The organism is Enterococcus sp. HMSC076E04, from assembly GCF_001814285.1.
GTDB classification, from domain to species: Bacteria; Bacillota; Bacilli; order Lactobacillales; family Enterococcaceae; genus Enterococcus_B; species Enterococcus_B lactis.
The window spans coordinates 44,725-62,311 of record NZ_KV815575.1; the positions used below are offsets into that span (position 1 = coordinate 44,725).

General features: G+C 40.9%; 18 protein-coding genes and 1 pseudogene. 15 read left to right on the plus strand and 4 right to left on the minus strand.

The features are described from left to right. Window positions 1–9: 9 nt before the first annotated feature. From HMPREF2961_RS02425 to HMPREF2961_RS15885, 13 genes and pseudogenes are all read left to right on the plus strand, one after another. Window positions 10–861, plus strand: coding sequence for a carbohydrate ABC transporter permease (locus tag HMPREF2961_RS02425; protein ID WP_002315574.1), 852 nt, complete (start codon window positions 10–12; stop codon window positions 859–861). 8 nt (window positions 862–869) lie between these two features. Then, window positions 870–1,286: a hypothetical protein gene (locus HMPREF2961_RS02430; protein ID WP_002337069.1), complete on the plus strand. Its 417-nt coding sequence runs from the start codon at window positions 870–872 to the stop codon at window positions 1,284–1,286. Between the two features lie 15 nt (window positions 1,287–1,301). After that, entirely contained in the window at window positions 1,302–2,258 is a 957-nt protein-coding gene (locus tag HMPREF2961_RS02435; protein ID WP_002315575.1) for a glycoside hydrolase family 43 protein, read from the plus strand. 18 nt (window positions 2,259–2,276) lie between these two features. After that, window positions 2,277–3,899 (plus strand): glycoside hydrolase family 43 protein, encoded by a 1,623-nt coding sequence (locus tag HMPREF2961_RS02440; RefSeq protein WP_070703899.1) that lies wholly within the window; start codon window positions 2,277–2,279, stop codon window positions 3,897–3,899. 10 nt (window positions 3,900–3,909) lie between these two features. Continuing rightward, complete coding sequence (locus tag HMPREF2961_RS02445; RefSeq protein WP_070703901.1) at window positions 3,910–5,355, plus strand: alpha-N-arabinofuranosidase; 1,446 nt, start codon at window positions 3,910–3,912, stop codon at window positions 5,353–5,355. Window positions 5,356–5,359: 4 nt separating this feature from the next. Beyond that, window positions 5,360–5,626, plus strand: a complete 267-nt coding sequence (locus tag HMPREF2961_RS02450) for a DUF6171 family protein (RefSeq protein ID WP_002315578.1) — start codon at window positions 5,360–5,362, stop codon at window positions 5,624–5,626. Between the two features lie 52 nt (window positions 5,627–5,678). Further along, a complete protein-coding gene (locus HMPREF2961_RS02455) occupies window positions 5,679–6,869 on the plus strand; it encodes an arabinan endo-1,5-alpha-L-arabinosidase (RefSeq protein ID WP_002315579.1) in 1,191 nt (396 codons plus the stop codon). Between the two features lie 165 nt (window positions 6,870–7,034). Beyond that, entirely contained in the window at window positions 7,035–7,160 is a 126-nt protein-coding gene (locus tag HMPREF2961_RS15615; protein ID WP_256277960.1) for a hypothetical protein, read from the plus strand. A 343-nt stretch (window positions 7,161–7,503) separates the two neighbouring features. Next, window positions 7,504–7,767: a type II toxin-antitoxin system Phd/YefM family antitoxin gene (locus HMPREF2961_RS02460; protein ID WP_002294199.1), complete on the plus strand. Its 264-nt coding sequence runs from the start codon at window positions 7,504–7,506 to the stop codon at window positions 7,765–7,767. Continuing rightward, window positions 7,767–8,033, plus strand: a complete 267-nt coding sequence (locus tag HMPREF2961_RS02465; protein WP_002294198.1) for a Txe/YoeB family addiction module toxin — start codon at window positions 7,767–7,769, stop codon at window positions 8,031–8,033. The genes HMPREF2961_RS02460 and HMPREF2961_RS02465 overlap by 1 nt, the downstream gene beginning before the upstream one ends. 195 nt (window positions 8,034–8,228) lie before the next feature. Further along, the gene (locus HMPREF2961_RS14390; RefSeq protein ID WP_080000635.1) at window positions 8,229–8,423 is read left to right on the plus strand and encodes a hypothetical protein; all 195 of its coding nucleotides are present in this window, start codon (window positions 8,229–8,231) and stop codon (window positions 8,421–8,423) included. 131 nt (window positions 8,424–8,554) lie between these two features. Then, window positions 8,555–8,852, plus strand: a pseudogene (locus tag HMPREF2961_RS15620) (mannosyl-glycoprotein endo-beta-N-acetylglucosamidase); the annotation flags it as partial. Continuing rightward, on the plus strand, window positions 8,829–8,984 hold the full coding sequence (locus HMPREF2961_RS15885) for an endo-beta-N-acetylglucosaminidase (protein WP_307260919.1): 156 nt from the start codon (window positions 8,829–8,831) through the stop codon (window positions 8,982–8,984). The pseudogene HMPREF2961_RS15620 and the gene HMPREF2961_RS15885, both read left to right, overlap by 24 nt. Window positions 8,985–9,302: 318 nt before the next feature. On the opposite strand, the gene HMPREF2961_RS02480 is transcribed toward HMPREF2961_RS15885, so the two are convergent. Genes HMPREF2961_RS02480 through HMPREF2961_RS02495 form a run of 4 tightly spaced genes read right to left on the minus strand, consistent with a single transcriptional unit; the run spans window position 9,303 to window position 12,705 of the window. Then, on the minus strand, window positions 9,303–9,974 hold the full coding sequence (locus HMPREF2961_RS02480; protein ID WP_025477296.1) for an ABC transporter permease: 672 nt from the start codon (window positions 9,972–9,974) through the stop codon (window positions 9,303–9,305). After that, entirely contained in the window at window positions 9,971–10,888 is a 918-nt protein-coding gene (locus tag HMPREF2961_RS02485) for an osmoprotectant ABC transporter substrate-binding protein (RefSeq protein ID WP_002315583.1), read from the minus strand. Before HMPREF2961_RS02485 ends, HMPREF2961_RS02480 begins: the two co-directional genes overlap by 4 nt. After that, complete coding sequence (locus tag HMPREF2961_RS02490; protein WP_002293405.1) at window positions 10,885–11,526, minus strand: ABC transporter permease; 642 nt, start codon at window positions 11,524–11,526, stop codon at window positions 10,885–10,887. Before HMPREF2961_RS02490 ends, HMPREF2961_RS02485 begins: the two co-directional genes overlap by 4 nt. 3 nt (window positions 11,527–11,529) lie before the next feature. After that, window positions 11,530–12,705, minus strand: a complete 1,176-nt coding sequence (locus HMPREF2961_RS02495; RefSeq protein WP_002294192.1) for a betaine/proline/choline family ABC transporter ATP-binding protein — start codon at window positions 12,703–12,705, stop codon at window positions 11,530–11,532. 192 nt (window positions 12,706–12,897) lie between these two features. On the opposite strand from HMPREF2961_RS02495, the gene queA reads away from it, so the two are divergent. Both queA and HMPREF2961_RS02505 read left to right on the plus strand, forming a co-directional pair. Next, window positions 12,898–13,929, plus strand: coding sequence for a tRNA preQ1(34) S-adenosylmethionine ribosyltransferase-isomerase QueA (queA, locus tag HMPREF2961_RS02500; protein ID WP_002293403.1), 1,032 nt, complete (start codon window positions 12,898–12,900; stop codon window positions 13,927–13,929). 865 nt (window positions 13,930–14,794) lie between these two features. Next, window positions 14,795–17,434: a cation-translocating P-type ATPase gene (locus HMPREF2961_RS02505; RefSeq protein ID WP_002315584.1), complete on the plus strand. Its 2,640-nt coding sequence runs from the start codon at window positions 14,795–14,797 to the stop codon at window positions 17,432–17,434. Window positions 17,435–17,587 lie beyond the last annotated feature (153 nt).

Genomic DNA, 17,587 nt, shown 5'->3' on the forward strand with positions numbered 1-17,587 from the left:
GGGTAAAAAATGAATACACAAAAGAAACATATACCTAGTATGATCATCGCATATTTGTTTCTGATCGTTTTATGTATCATCTGGGTTATTCCATTGATTTTTAGCTTCGCCACTTCTTTTCGTTCTCAGACCGAAATCGTCTCCACTGGGTTTCGCTTGTTACCCGTAAATTGGATATTAGATAACTATATAGCGATTTTAACCAATACCTCTACTGCGCCTATCATGCAGTGGTTATGGAATTCACTGTTTATCGCAGTCACTCACACTGTCTTAGTTGTGATCGTTGTTTCAGTGACAGCTTATGGTTATGGCAGAACGCGCTTTAAATATCGTGATCGAATCTTTTATCTTTTGATGGGGATCTCGATGTTTCCCGGTGTTGTGAATTTGATTCCTTCCTATAAAATCATCGAAACATTTGGTTGGGTCAATTCATCTCTTGCCATGATTGTTCCAGGACTGGCTGGAATGGGGAATATTTTTCTTGTCAGACAATTTATGAAGGGAATTCCTCTTGAGTTTGATGAATCGGCGCGAATGGACGGTGCAGATGAGTTTACAATTTTTTCAGAGATTATCGTTCCGTTGATCAAACCTGTTCTGATCGTTGCCGGACTCTTTTCTTTCACTGGCTCTTGGAATGATTTCTTATGGCCAGTAATCGTGTACACAGACGTTAGTAAGATGCCAATTACGGCTGGGCTGCTTTTATTACAAGACATTTATGGGAATTATCGGATGATTGGCCAGTTAATGGGATCAGCATTGATTGCCATTATTCCCACAGTACTGCTGTTTTTATTTGCCCAAAAATATTTCATTGAATCTATGAACTTAAATGCAGGAATAAAAGGATAGTGAAGATCATGAATCGAAAACTGGAAAGAAACTTACTACGTGCCAGTGCGGTCTGGGATGTCTGTATTGGTCTCGTAACGATGTTTGGGTATTATCCTTGGTTTGAAGAACAAGGGATCGCAGCGTTTCAAAATCAAAATCAGTATGAATATTTACAATCAAGTCTTATAGGTATGATCTCAAAAGTAGTGTTGATCGTTGCATTAGCAACGATTTTGATGGGCGTTATCAGTTGGATCAACGCGAAGAATATGCGAGACAAACAAATAAACAAAGGAACGATACGTTGGATGATCGCCTGTGTCATCATCCATTTGATCATCTATGATGTGATTGGTGTCGTCCTCTATTTACTAGCTACGACGATGTATATGTCTAAAAATAAAGCAATAAAAATACTAAAAACGGAAAATGGAATTTTTTAAGAAGGTGTAGAAGTTATGGCAGAAAATTATTTGGAACCGATTGTATTAGAACGAGCAGACCCATGGATATACAAGCATACCGATGGATATTATTACTTCACTGGATCAAAACCAGGGTATCAGGAAATCGAATTAAGACGTGCGAAAACCTTGAAAGGACTGGCTGACGGTGAAGTAAAAGTCATCTGGACGGCTCATGCCGAAGGCTCAATGAGTGAGCTGATCTGGGCACCAGAGATTCATTTTATTCAGGGAAAATGGTACATCTATTTTGCTGCTGCAGATCATGGAGAAGTCAGAAATGATCAGCATCATCATCGGATGTTTGCAATCGAAAATGCGAAAGAAAATCCCTTTGAAGGAGAGTGGGTGGAAAAAGGACAAATCAAGACGCAATTTGAGAGTTTCAGTTTAGATGCTACGGTATTTGAACATAGGAACCGATTGTATTATGTCTGGGCACAAGTAGATCCAAATATTCCAGGCAATTCCAATCTTTATTTATCAGAGATGGAAAATCCTTGGACATTGAAAGGAAAGCAGATTCTTCTGAGTATCCCTTATTATGAATGGGAAAAAATCGGCTTCAAAGTAAACGAAGCACCCGCCGCTTTGATTAGAAATGGAAAAGTGTTTATCACTTATTCAGCAAGTGCGACGGATGAAAACTATGCGATGGGGCTTTTATGGGCAGATGAAGAGAGCGATTTGTTGAATGGCTACTCGTGGAACAAATTAAAAGAACCAGTGTTTTCAAGTTCTGAGCGTAATTCTCTTTATGGTCCTGGTCATAATTCATTTACAATTGATGAGGAAGGAAAGCAAGATATTTTAGTTTATCACGCTCGACCAGAAAAAAATGATTATAGTGATCCATTGGAAAATCCAAACAGACATGCGTATGTTCAGCCATTTACGTGGCATAAAAATGGACTGCCTAATTTTGGCGAACCTGGTGTAATCAAAGCTTAAGAAAAAGAGAGGAAAAAAATGACTACAAAAATAAATATGATCAGTAGGATGATACCTGTTTTTTTGACCAGTTTTTTTCTTATGGGATGTCAAACAGGGGAAGCTGCCGAGCAGCTTATACAAAAGGAGTGGGAAACAACATCTAAGGAACGGGTATCGATCCATGACCCTTCAATTACAACTATCCATGAGGAAAATCAAGAATTATTCTATGTATTTGGTTCACATCTTGCTCAAGCAAAAACATCAGACTTACGAACGTGGGAAGTTCCTTTTTCTCACGAATATGAATCAATGGAAGACAATATTATTTATGGAAATACCAAAGAAAATCTAGCTGAAACATTTAAATGGGCAGGATATGATGATGCTGATTCAAAAGGCGGCTATAGTCTTTGGGCGCCAGATGTGATCTGGAATGCTGATTATGAATGGTCAAATGGAGACAAAGGAGCGTACATGCTTTACTACTCAGCTAGTTCTACTTGGCGGCGTTCAGCGATTGGATTAGCTGTAGCAAAAACAATTGAAGGACCATACAGCTATTCTGACACAGTTATTTATTCTGGATTTACAGAAAAAGATTCAACGAATGGTAGTGACCGTAATACAAACTATCAAAATACTCATTTGGCAAAACTGATCAAAGATGGAAAAATAAGTGGTTTTAGTGAAAACTGGTCTATCGAAGCCGGTCTTACCTATAACACCGATTATGCGCCAAATGCCATTGATCCCGCTTTGTTTTATGATGAAGAAGGGAAACTATGGATGACCTATGGTTCTTGGTCCGGCGGTATCTTTTTATTGGAAGTTGATCCAGCCACTGGAAAACCAATGTATCCTGGTGAAGATAGCACTACAGAAGATGGGCGCATCATTGATCGCTATTTTGGGATTAAACTCTCAGGTGGCTATCATCAATCAGGAGAAGGTCCCTACATTGTTTATGATGAGAAAACCGATTATTATTACCTATTCGTCACTTACGGTGGTTTAGCAGCAAAAGGTGGTTACAATATGCGACTATTTCGCGCTGAAAAACCAGAAGGACCTTACCTTGATGCCCAAGGAAATAGCCCAATCTTGGATAAAGGTGAACAAAATGTGAATTATGGTATCAAATTGATTGGGAACTATCAATTCTCGTTTCAACAAATGGGGTATCGAGCAGCGGGACACAATTCGGCGATCATCGATGAGAATGGTCAGTGGTCCTTGGTGTATCATACGCGCTTTAACAATGGAACCGAAGCCCATGAAGTGCGGGTCAACAGAATGTATATGAATGAGGAGGGATGGCCAGTTCCAGCACCCTATGAGTATCGAGGCAATGAACAAGTAGCAGATGCTTTGACAGAAGATGAAATTATCGGGCGCTATGAAATCATTAACCATGGCACCGACAATGGAACGACCATGCTAAAAACGCAGATGATCGAGTTTCAAAAAGATGGAAACGTTACTGGAGACTTGACCGGAACTTGGACGTACGATGCGGGATACTTGGTGTTGACTTTTGAAGAAACTACCTTCAAAGGAATCTTATTAACTCAGGAAATAACAGAATTCGAGCAGCAAAAGTTAACGTTTTCAACGATTGGCGATAATAATGAGTCCATTTGGGGAATCAAAGAATAGGAGTAGGAAAATGACAATCAAAATTCTACACACAAAATCAGGAACAACGATCAGCAAATATATCTACGGTCATTTTGCAGAGCATCTAGGCCGTTGTATCTATGAAGGATTATACGTTGGAGAAGATTCGCCGATCCCAAATAAAAATGGGATGCGGATCGATGTGGTTGAAGCACTGAAAAACATTCAAATCCCTGTGCTGCGTTGGCCAGGCGGCTGCTTCGCCGATGAATATCATTGGAAAGACGGGATTGGTCCTAAAGAAAACCGCAAAACGATGGTCAACACTCACTGGGGCGGCGTGACTGAAAACAATCATTTCGGGACCCATGAATTTTTTGAATTGATCAAGCAGCTGCAATGTGACGCGTATGTCAACGGCAATGTCGGCAGCGGAACGGTGCAAGAAATGTCAGAATGGGTGGAATACATCACGATGGATGGCATTTCTCCGATGGCTGATCTTCGCAGAGAAAATGGCCATGAAGAAGCGTGGGAAATGAAATTTTTTGGCGTAGGAAACGAAAACTGGGGTTGTGGCGGCAATATGCGGCCAGAGTACTATGCGGATCTGTATCGCCGCTATCAAACCTATGTCCGCCAATACGGTGACAAAAAAATCTACAAAGTCGCTGGCGGAGCGAATGTCGCAGACTATCATTGGACAGAAACGCTGATGAAAAACGCCCATTGGTTGATGGACGGCCTAAGCTTGCACTACTACGTTCATCCGCAAGGCTGGGAAGAAAAAGGTAGCGCCTTGGAATTTGATGAGGCAGAGTGGCAAGTGACCTGTGAAAAAGCAGCCTACATGGATGAATTATTGACCCGCCACAGCGCTATCATGGACCAGTATGACCCAGAAAAGCGTGTCGGAATCATTGTTGATGAATGGGGCACTTGGTTCTCAGCAGAACCTGGAACGAATCCAGGCTTCTTATACCAACAAAATACGATCCGTGATGCCATGGTCGCAGCGATCACCTTGAATATTTTCCATAAACATGCCAAGCGAGTGCATATGGCAAATATCGCACAAACCGTCAACGTCCTGCAAGCGATGATTTTGACAGATGGCGAACAAATGGTGAAAACCCCAAGCTATCATGTATTTGATTTGTACAAAGTCCATCAAGATGCTGAAACCATTGATAGCCATGGAACCAGCAGCGATACCATTACGTATACGATTTCGAAAAAAGAGGATACGATCCATCTATCGGTTTGTAATTTTGCTACCCAAGGCACGGAAGAATTATCCTTCTCCCTTGAAACAGCGATCAATAAAGTGAAAGAAGCTCGTTATATCGTGGGAGACAAAATGAACGCACACAATGATTTTGATCATCCTGAAGATGTGGTGATCCAAGACTTCACCGCTTACGATGTTGAAGAGAACAAAGTCAGTTTGCGTGTGCCAGCAATGAGTGTTCTAACGATCTCATTGACAGTCTGATCCCATGACTTGTAAAGGATGCGAAGTGAAAGATGTTGCTGTAGCAGCACAGGAAGACATTGAATCCTTGATTGCAGAACAACTTTCTTTAGAAAGAGACTTGGCTTTGCCGGAGATCGTCAGTAGGAGAATCGCTGTTTGTGAGACCTGTCCACTGCGATTGAATCATACCTGTACCAAATGTGGCTGTTTTTATCGGTTTCGCGCAAACTTAGCTAAGAAAAACTGTCCTGCAGGAATGTGGGAACAAACAGGACAGCTCGTCAAGTAGCTGTCCTGTTTTTATAAAATAGTATAAATCAATTAGGAGATGAGGGAAAGACATGACAGCGATCAATGGGGTTCATGATCCTACGATTATTGAACATGAAGGCACCTTTTATTTATATTCAACGGACACACAACAGCCCAAAACGGCTGGTGTACCAATTCGTAGCTCAAAAGATTTGATCCATTGGCAACTTGAGAAACAGGCATTGTCAGAAATGCCTGAACCAGCAGTAAAATGGAGCAAAGCTCAAGGACTATGGGCACCGGAAGTTATTCGCTACAAGGACGAATTCCGTATGTATTATTCTGCTTCGACATTCGGCAGTACCACTTCTTTTATCGGCTTAGCTACAGCTTCAGATCCTTTGGGTCCTTGGGAAGATCAAGGAGAGGTTGTTAAAACCAATGCAACTCTTGCACAGCATAACGCGATCGATGCCAATATTGCTTTTGACCGCTCGGGTGAGCAGTGGTTTGTCTATGGTTCTTTCTTTGGCGGAATCTATATTGCTCCATTGAACAAAGAAACTGGAAAACTTCAAGAAAAGAGCTATGGCCAACGGATTGCTTTTCGTCCGAAAACAGTTGATACTGCTATTGAAGGACCATTTATTTATTATCACCCTGAAACCGATTATTATTATTTGTTTGTTTCTTTCGATTCCCTTAATGATTCGTACAATATCCGTGTCGCCCGAGCAAAAGAAATTACGGGGCCATATCTGGACTGGCATGGTACGGCCATGACGGATCAAGAAAAGACGCCAACCGAAGTAGGGACCAAACTGTTGGGCAGTTATCAGTTCTCAGAAGAACCAGTTGTATACGCTCCTGGTCATAATTCGATCTTTACGCAATCCAATAAGGAAAGTTTTGTTGTGCATCATGCACGGAGAAAACCATTTAGTGACCAATTCCATTTACAAATACGTAAACTATATTGGCTGGAATCAGGCTGGCCAGTGATCTCTGCTTCAATCTATCAAAGAAGTGTTTCACGAATGCCAGAGCAGGAAAATCTTTTAGGAAAGTGGGAAATCATCCAATTTGATTACGAATCTCAAATTATATCTTCTCAACAGCATGAAATAACAGAATTAAAAAAAGAAGGACGAAGTTACTTGTGGGAAGGAAATGAATTTGTCCCATATTATGAGTACATCGACCAAAAAGAAAGGTTGTTTTTCTCTGGAATCAATGATCAGGGCGTTGCGTTTCTTGGTCGAAAAGTGTGCGAAGAATAAAAAACAAGCAGCACAATGAGCAGATTGCATTGTGTTGCTTATAAACGTATACTGCTGCCCTTTTTACTAAATACTGCCTTTTAATAATCTGGCGCCATGAGTAGGAATCTCAGCCTCGTCAAGTGCCCATTTTTTGTTACCATAACTCAGTGCCATTTTTAATTGGTGATTCACAAACCCAACGGTCTAATCAAGTTTCAAATCGATAGTGAACATGAATGGCAGGAGACGAAAGAGGCAATCATTTTTGAGGCAGTAGAAGACTTGATGGCCAAAATCAGTTTTGCATAACCGTTACAAATCTTTCGTGCGTATCCTCAGATTTTATTCAAGATATCAATCAAGTCACACTGCAACGAGGAACCTTCGTGTATTGGTGTTGTTGCATAGACTCACAGGCTTTGGATTCGACCTTTGCTAAAGATGATACGTTGTTACCAATTACTTTACGTTTGGCTACCGCTAGTCGTAAAGGAGTAAGAAGTGAGCGTGGACAAAGATCCTCCCTAAAAAGGGGTCTTTTTCTCTATGTAAAAAAGAGGAAAAGTTTGCTGAATTTAAGTGCTTTATTGTATTTTTTTTGACGTACTTAATCAAGTACGCTATAATTATATCAGAAAAAGGAGGAGAGACAATGGCTAATACAACGATGAATCCTAGCACTGCTCGTAAAAATTTTTATCAGTTATTGAAAGAGGTAAATGAAAATCATACTGAAATCGAGATTATTAGTGATCGTAGTGGAAACAATGCTGTATTGATTGGGCTGGAAGACTGGAGAGCGATTCAAGAAACCCTTTTTCTTGAGCAAACAGGTACTTTAGATAAAGTACGAGACCGCGAAAAAGACGACAGTGGCTTTACGAATATCGATGATATTGATTGGGAAGCTCTTTGATGAGTAACTATACAGTCGCAATCAAAAACTCTGCGAAAGTGGATTTAAGAAAAATCAAGCAATCGAATTTAAAGAAACAATTTGAAGAAGTGATTCAGACATTGAAGGAAGATCCATATATGCCCACGCAGTCTTTTGAAAAGCTGAGACCTACACATGAAGGCAGATACTCACGCAGGCTGAATAGACAGCATCGAGTGGTTTACAAAGTTGATGAGGAAAATAAAGTTGTGGAAATTTATTCTGCCTGGACACATTATGAGTGAAGTGAGAAGAGCCAACCTTTTTAGATAGTTAACAAAGAGTCACCCCAAAAAGGAGACTCTTTTTTTGTTCTAAAACCAACATTCTTGGATTTATTGCATGATTTCTTTAATTTGTTCCTATATCTCCACCTTTGAAGGGTCATTGTTTGAGTTTAGGAATGTTGACGGGTTTATGTAAAACAAGGAGGAAGAAGTGTGACAAGGAAAATCAGTAAAATTGGCGCATCGTTGTTAGTGTTGGCAGTGGCAACGACCATCGATTATCGCCAAAGTGAAGCGAAGACAATTGGAAAAGTCGTTTATCGAGAAACAGCCAAAAGTATGTTGGAAAAAGCAATGGACAATCAACCGAAGTCGTCTTCTTGGTTCCCAGAGGATTCGTTGGCATAGTCTTTTGGAAAAGATACAGATACGAAATACAATACCAGTGTCGTTCCTTTAGCAGAGCGAGTATCCAAAGCGACATTGCCGAACATGAATGTCACTCAAACGAAGAAGTCAAAGTCGTGGCGATTTCGGCCATGAATAGCAGTATCAACGGCAATGCACCACGAGGGATCGATACCTTTGACGCCAATGTCTTTTCTTATTGGCAATACATCGATCAATTGGTTTATTGGGGCGGCTCTTCTGGCGAAGGGATCATCGTACCGCCAAGTCTAGTTGCGACGGATGCAGCCCATAAGAATCGTGTACCGGTTTTAGGAACCGCAAACCGCCCATGGCGAGAAGCTGGAATGGCTAGATATGTTTTTAGCCAAGGATGAGGATGGCAAGTTCCCGATTGTAGAAAAGATGATCGAAGTTACCAATACATATGGATTTGATGACTGGTTCATCAATCAAGAAACCGATACGGCAGTCACCAGTTTTGATGATGCAGCTGAAGGCATCGAACAATCGAAGACTGATGGAAAAGGCTTAAATGAAAGCCACGCCAAAGCGATGTAAGAATTGATGCCCAATTCAAAGAACAAGCAGACGAGTATTTAGAGATCATGTGGTATGAATTCCATGACGAGTGATGGAAAAATGGATTGGCAAAATGCCTTAGCGGATAAGAAAAAAACTTAGTCGGTGGATGCAGAGATGAACCCGTTGGCAGTATGAAGTTGGAGTATACGGAATGGACAAATAGCTAAGAAAAGCAATTCTTTGCCCATAAAGAGGGAGGAACCAGAGTGGAATATTGCCTTAAAAAATGACAGAACTAAAAAAGCTTTTGCGACCAACAAATGGTCGCAAAAGCTTTTGTTTTTTACAATAACATCAGCGTGATGTACGGCTGGCTGGATCTAGCCGTTTTTCCAAAATACCTAAAAGCCAGTCCGTGATGATCGCCATTAATGCAGTTGGCAATGCACCGGCTAAAATAATCGATGTGCCATCTGTTGCATTGGTTCCTCGGATAATGATATCTCCAAGACCACCAGCACCGACGAATGCACCGATCGCGGTTATCCCGATGGCAACAACTAACGCGTTTCTTATGCCTGCCATGATAACAGAAACAGAGAGTGGTAACTCTACCATGAATAGTCGTTGTCTAGCAGTCATCCCCATGCCTTTGCCGACATCAAGGATATTTTTGTCTACTTGGATCATCCCAGTGTACGTATTCTTGATAATGGGTAACAGGGAATATAAAAATACAGTAACAATCACGACATTGACTCCCAGACCTAATCCAATGATCAGAATGGAGATCATGGCTAAGGAAGGAATCGTCTGGATGATATTCGCCAAACGAATCACCCAGTTTGCTAATTTACGTCTCCTAGAAATCATGATCCCGACCGGAATCCCGACAACTGCTGCAAAGAGGACACCATAGATAGAAATGAGGAAGTGACGGATAAATTGTGCAAAGATATAGGAGCCATTTTCCTGGAAATAATAGAAAAATTGTTGAAAGACATTCATTTTATCCAATTGCTTCACTTCCCTTCAAAATAGTGGTTTTCTTGTAAGAAACGTTGTGCTACTACTGATGGTTCCACTAGATTATTATCTGCTTCGTAGTTCAATTCCTGCATTTTTTCCGTACTGATGGTATGACCTAACTTATTTAAGGCTTCTTTTAAATGAGGTGTATCAGCTAATACCTTGTTGTCTACAACTGGAGCAGCATCATATGGTGGGAAGAATTGACGATCATCTTCCAACATGACTAGATCATAACTGGCAATCCGTCCATCCGTAGAGTAGCCAAGAACAATATCCATTTTTCCTGCTTCGACTGCATCGTAAACAAGTCCAATCTGCATAGGTAATATCGAGTTGAAAGAGAAGCCATAAGTTTCCTGGAAGCCGTCGTAACCGTCTCCTTTACGATTGATCCAAGAAGTATCTACACCAGCTACTAATTCATCCGCTACATTTTTCAGATCGCTGACTTTAGATAGATGGTATTTTTGTGCGGTGTCTTTTCGAACAAGAAAGACATACGTATTTTCAAAACCATAGGACGGGAACCACGTTTGGTCATATCTTTTATCAAATTCATCTTTCACGGTAGCAAATGCTTTTTTCGGATCTTTTTCAGGAGGAAGATTCAATGTAGTGGTTAAATCTGTTCCTGTGTAACGAGCTGCTGAAATCGAAGCATCTCCGTTCATCATCGCTTGGTGGTTGATAGTTGTAGTAGCCAGATTGTTGATGATCGCTGTGTTTTTATCTGTATAATGTTCAACCATCCCGGCAACTAGACTTGCTAAGATCTGAGCTTCAGAAGTGATTCCACCTGTGATCGAGATGGTGTCTTCATCTGTATTGCTGGCAAGTCCAGGGAAGGAACAACTCGCAAGTATAAGAAGAGAGAGAAGAACCATGGTCATTTTTAATATACGTTTCATTCTTCATTCTCCTCTCTAAGTGCGATCGGTGTCAGCCGGTGTTCCAAGAGACCTAGAAGCCAATCAGCCAACAGTGCTAAAATCGTTACAGGGATCGTACCCGCTAAAATGAGATCTGGTTGGTAATTATTCAGTCCACTAAAAATCAAATCACCTAGACCACCAGCCCCGATATAAGAGGCAAGGGTAGCCCATGCAATCACGTAAACGGCAGCTAAACGAATGCCGGCCATGATCGTTGGCATAGCAATAGGCAGTTCGACGGAAAAAATGGATTGGAACTCAGTCATTCCCATCCCTTTTGCCACATCCCGATAATTCCAATCGACATTTTTCATCCCGATATACGTATTTCGTAGAATTGGCAATAATGAATAAATAAAGAGGGCGATGATCGCAGGTAATTTACCTACGCCAAATAGCGGGATCATCAATGCCAATAAAGCAAGAGAAGGGATTGTCTGCAAGGCACTGGTTAAGCCAATCACAATCGTGGCAGCTTTCGGAAAACGTGTCAGTAAGACACCAAGCGGTACAGCAATGATGATACCAATGATCAAAGCAAGTCCTGAAATATAAAGATGTTCAAAACCTTTTGAGAGAATTTCTGAACCGTGCTGATGAAAAAACTGCTGCATAGGTCAGACCTCCTTAGATTCTTCAGGAGTAGCTGACTCTGCAACATCAGTAGTTGCAGGGTCTTCTCCCCAAATCACATCGTAGACAATATCCACTAATGATGCGCGAGTCAAGATACCTACGACTTTGTTCTGTTCATCAACGACCGGCACATATTTCAGCCCACGTTTTAAAATGCGTTGCAAAGTATCACGAAGATAGGCGGATTCTTTTACGTAAAAAACATGTTTATTCAAAATGTCGCCTACGCTGGATACTTTTCCTCGTTTTTTATTCAACGTTTCTACATCGATAAATCCTTTTAATACATTCGAATTATCGGTAACTAACAACGTATCTACACGTTTTTCCCTCATCAGTTTGATTGCTTCTTGTAATGATTTTTCCGGTGTAATCGTGATTGCTGTATTTAGCATAACTTCTCCGACTCTTGTCGCATTTGGTTTTGCTTGTAGTAAGCGATCTTCTCCAATCAACTCTTCTACGAAATCGTTTGCAGGATGACGTAAAATATTTTCTGGTGTATCGAATTGGATCACACGACCTTCACTCATGATGGCGATACGACTTGCTAGTTTAATCGCTTCATCCATGTCATGGGTAACGAAGACGATGGTTTTACCGAGTCGTTCTTGTAAATCTTTGACCAGATCCTGAAGTGAATCGCGAGTGATGGGATCAAGCGCACCGAATGGCTCGTCCATCAAGATGATATCTTGATTCGCTGCCAAGGCACGAACGACTCCAATACGCTGCTGCTGACCACCAGATAATTCATGTGGGTAGCGATCTAACATCTCACGGGGCAATTCCACAAGATCAATCATTTTTTCAGCTGTTTTATTCCGTTCTTCTTGACTGACTTTCAACAATTTTTGGACAAGAGTGATATTTTCACGGATCGTCATGTGAGGCATCAATCCAATACTTTGGATAACATAGCCGATCTGACGTCGCAATTCCACCGGATCAATTTCTTGGATGGATTTTCCATCAATCAAAATTTTCCCTTGTGTTGGATCAGTCATTCGGTTGATCATCCGCATCGTCGTCGTTTTTCCGCTCCCGCTCGTACCGATAAAACAAATGAACTCACCCTTTTCAAATGAAAGATTGACGTCCTCTACAGCAACTTTCCCACCTTTATAAATCTTTGACACATTTTGAAATTCAATCATGGTGCCACCTCTTTTTCTATTTTCAATGAAGAACTATTTATTACTAGTATGCCTAAAACAATGAAAAAATACAAATAGGGTAGTTTTTTTATTTAGGGAAATAAAAAGCTAGGATAAAAATGTGCTGATTTTGCCAACAGAACGAAAAACATGATAGAATGATGAAGCACATGATAGAAAGTGAGTGACGATATGTTAACAACAGAAGATTTTGATTTTGACTTGCCGGAAGAGTTGATCGCACAAACACCATTAAAAGACCGCGATCATTCTCGTTTACTTGTTTTGGATCGGAAAACTGGAGAAATGAAAGACAAGCATTTCCATGAAATCATTGAAGAATTACACCCTGGTGATGCGCTAGTCATGAATAATACACGCGTTCTACCTGCTCGTTTATATGGAGAAAAACCAGATACTGGTGCTCATTTAGAAGTCCTTCTTCTAACGAATACAGAAGGAGATACGTGGGAGACATTGATCAAACCTGCGAAACGTGCCAAAGTTGGGACAAGAATCTCTTTTGGTGATGGCAGATTGCAAGCAGTAGTGAAAGAAGAATTGGAACACGGCGGACGGATCATTGACTTTGAGTATGAAGGAATTTTTCTAGAGATTCTTGAATCGTTGGGAGAAATGCCATTGCCTCCATATATCAAAGAACGTCTGGAAGACCCAGATCGCTATCAAACTGTCTATGCGAAAGAAAATGGTTCTGCTGCAGCGCCAACAGCGGGATTGCATTTTACGAAAGAACTGCTTGATGAGATTGAAGCAAAGGGTGTTGAATTAGTCTATCTGACACTACATGTAGGGTTAGGTACATTCCGACCTGTCAGCGTAGATAAAATTGAAGAACACCATATGCATAGTGAATTCTACCGTTTGACGGAAGAAGCAGCTGAGCGATTGAACCAAGTACGTAAAAATGGCGGGAAAATCGTGGCTGTCGGAACAACTTCAATTCGAACATTAGAAACGATTGGGACGAAATTTAATGGAGAAATCAAAGCAGACAGCGGATGGACTGATATTTTCATTACGCCTGGCTATGAATTCAAAGTGGTAGAAGCTTTCTCAACTAATTTCCATTTGCCAAAATCGACTTTAGTCATGTTAGTTAGTGCCTTTGCAGGAAGAGAATTGACTTTATCTGCTTACCAGCATGCGATTGACGAGCGCTATCGTTTCTTTAGTTTCGGAGATGCGATGTTCGTGAAATAAAACTGGTTAGAACGATCGTACTATGAGTATTAAAATGTCAAGAATATCTCCGTAAAAACAAAGAAAAAAGCTGCCAATTTTTTAACTGGCAGCTTTTTTCGATGCTTCTATTCGCAGATAATTATGCAGTTGCGTTTCTGCTTTGAAGCACGTGTTATTACTAGAAACTTCATTAACGAGTAATAACATTGAAGAAGTTAAGAACTATCTTTATGATACACCAACTTTTCAGCGACAATCGATCAATTTTTGTATGAAAAATGTAGTAAAATGCAAGTTAAAAGTTAAGAAAAATGCGTACAAATAAGAAAAAGCCGAGCTCTCGATAAGCTCGGCTTTCTTGTATCTCGGAAGGATTCAAATAAACAGAAATGATTGTAACTTTCCATCATACATGCAAAGCACGGCGTTGAATTTCTTCATGTTAAACAAAAATTTTGTTTTCGTTACATCTTCAACATTTGAAACATCTCTTGTTCCTATTCAATTTTCAGACGTTTACGTTATTCAATTGTTACGTATCGCATTACTTCTTGTTTCGGATACTTCGTGATCCAAACATCCATACGCATTCACTATTTATAGTTTTGTACTCTACACGCATGTCTGGGTGAAACCTGTACTTCTAACAACTTTGTTTGCTTACACTGTTCTATCGAGAAATTCTTCTGTTTATTTGATGGTATCCTCCTTCCTTACATCTATATAATAGCATCTTTTGGTAGCGTTTGCAAATGTAAGTGCTTTGGATTTTATACTTTCTTAACAAATAATCAATAGGCCCTTTGTTTGAAGTAATTAAAAAAAGGATGTTATAGTAAAATTAGTACCTTTTTTTGTACGAAGATTTTAAAGGAGGAATAGGATGGAAGAATACAAGCAGACAATAGAAGAAGTAAGGAAGGTAACGGAAGCAGATCCAGATACTGGGTTGTCTTCACAAGAAGTGGATGAACGACGAAAAAAGCAGGGATTGAATAAATTCGATGAGGCACCAAAAGAATCAATGATCAAAAAATTCTTTCGAAGCTTGTCGGATTTTACAACGATCATCCTTCTTATAGCAGCGGTGATTTCCTTTTATACTGCATTTGCTACAGAGCATGGAGATTTATTTGAAGGACTGCTGATCGTCGCTATCGTTGTAATCAACTCGGTATTGGCAATCGTCCAAGAAGGAAACGCAGAAAAAGCACTGGAATCCTTGCAAGATATGAATAAACAAACGGCAACTGTCATACGTGACGGCAAAGTGACCACTGTCGAGTCAGAGAAACTGGTGGTTGGGGATATTCTTGTTTTAGAGTCCGGTGATGCTATTTCTGCCGATGCCCGTTTGATCGAAACATCCCAATTTCGTGTAGAAGAATCGGCGTTGACTGGAGAAAGTGAAGCAGTCGAAAAAGATGCAGCATTCGTCGCAAAAGAAGATGAGTCATTAGGTGACCAACTTAATATGGTATTTAAAGGGTGTACGGTTGCTGCAGGTCGTGGGAAAGCCATCGTCACGGCTATTGGTATGGCTACTGAAATGGGTAAGATCGCGGATCTTTTGAACGAAAACACCATGCAAAAGACACCTTTACAGGTCCGGTTGAATCAGCTAGGCAAACGAATCAGTATGATCGCTTTAGCGGCTGCGGCTTTAGTATTTGTGATTGGTGAATTACAAGGAGAACCACTCCTTGAAATGTTCATGACTTCGATTTCCTTGGCTGTTGCAGCTGTACCGGAAACCTTGACTGTTATTGTTACGTTGACACTTGCATACGGTGTGCAGAAGATGGCGAGGAAACATGCGATTATCCGGCAGCTACCAGCAGTAGAGACGCTAGGAACCGCTAATGTTATCTGCTCAGACAAAACAGGAACGCTGACACAAAATGAAATGCGCGTCCGCCGAGTCTGGAGCAAAGACGATGAAGTAACGAATATCGAAGACTCAATGACGAACAGCGCGATGGAAATATTGAAAATGGCTGCATTATGTACAGATGTGACGGTCGAACAAGAAGACGATGATCTTGTTATCAAAGGTAATCCAACAGAGGTAGCCATCGCTAGGGCTGTTGAAGAGAATTATCATACAAAAGCAGAATTAGAAGAAAAATATCCACGAGTAAACGAGCTTCCTTTTGATTCTGAACGAAAAATGATGACAACAGTTCACCAAATGGGCGAAAAATACATCTCAATCACCAAAGGAGCATTCGATGTTCTTGCTCCGCGCTTTAGTTCAGGCGATGTAGAACAAGCAGCAATCGTTAATGATCGTTTCGGTAAACGGGCACTGAGAGTGATTGCTGTTGGTTATGCTACTTATGACGAAGAACCGCAAGATATTTCTTCTGAAGCGTTGGAAAAAGACTTACGTTTGATTGGTCTGATCGGAATGATCGATCCGCCGCGTCCAGAAAGTAAAGGAGCAATCAAGCGAGCGAAAAAGGCCGGCATCAAAACAGTCATGATCACTGGAGATCATGTGGTAACTGCCAGTGCCATAGCGAAAGAATTAGGTATCTTGAATGATCCGTCAGAAGCACTCTCAGGATCAGAACTGCATCAATTATCAGACGAGGAATTAGATGCGCGTGTCAAATCTCTCTCTGTCTATGCTCGGGTAACGCCAGAAGATAAGATCCGAATCGTCAAATCTTGGCAACGTACGGGTGCAGTCGTAGCGATGACTGGTGATGGCGTGAATGATGCACCAGCGTTGAAAGCAAGTAATGTCGGATGTGCCATGGGGATCACAGGTACAGATGTGGCGCAAAGTGCCGCAGATATGATTCTGACGGATGACAACTTTGCGACGATCGTCGATGCTGTCAGTCAAGGACGCTCGGTTTATCAGAATATTCGTAAAGCAATCAACTTTTTGCTAAGTTGCAACATTTCTGAGATCTTTATTGTTTTGATTGCGATGCTGTTAGGTTGGGGCGCACCATTCACAGCTGTACAGTTACTGTTTGTCAATGTAGTTGCCGATGGACTTCCAGGATTTGCTTTAGGAAGAGAACCAGCAGAACACGGCATCATGGATCAGCCACCTATTCCGAAAAACGAAGGGATCTTTGCTCGAGGCTTATTGCAAAAAATCGCCATAAACGCAGGGGTCTTTACCATCGTAACTTTGTTTGGTTATTATTTAGGTAGTTATGTCGATACTATCAGCCCATGGGTAGACGCAAGTCAACATGTCGGTCAAACAGTTGCATTCTTGATCTTAGCTTACTCATCAATTTTGCATGTGTTCAATGTACGCAGCAGTCAATCGATCTTTAAAGTCAATTTAGCAACCAATAAAGCTTTGGTAGAAATGGCGTTACTGGCATTAGCTATTACAACGGCTGTTGCTTTGCTGCCGTTTATGCAAGAACTATTCGGCCTAGTACACATCAGTTTGAATCACTGGTTCTTGGTAGGGATTTTGTCTATCGTACCAATCGCGGTCAATGAACTGATCAAGTTCCACCGATTGCCGGAAGCAGAAGAAGAGGAATGATCAACTGTTTCTAAGTTGATTTTCTTTTTACTGGAACTATACAAAAAGGAGGTGTGACATGAATGTTGTCACACCTCCTTTTTTGCTAATAGGCTGAATATTTCTTTTACTGCCTCTCGATAAACGGTGTTCTCCTGCCAACCCCTCGGTCAC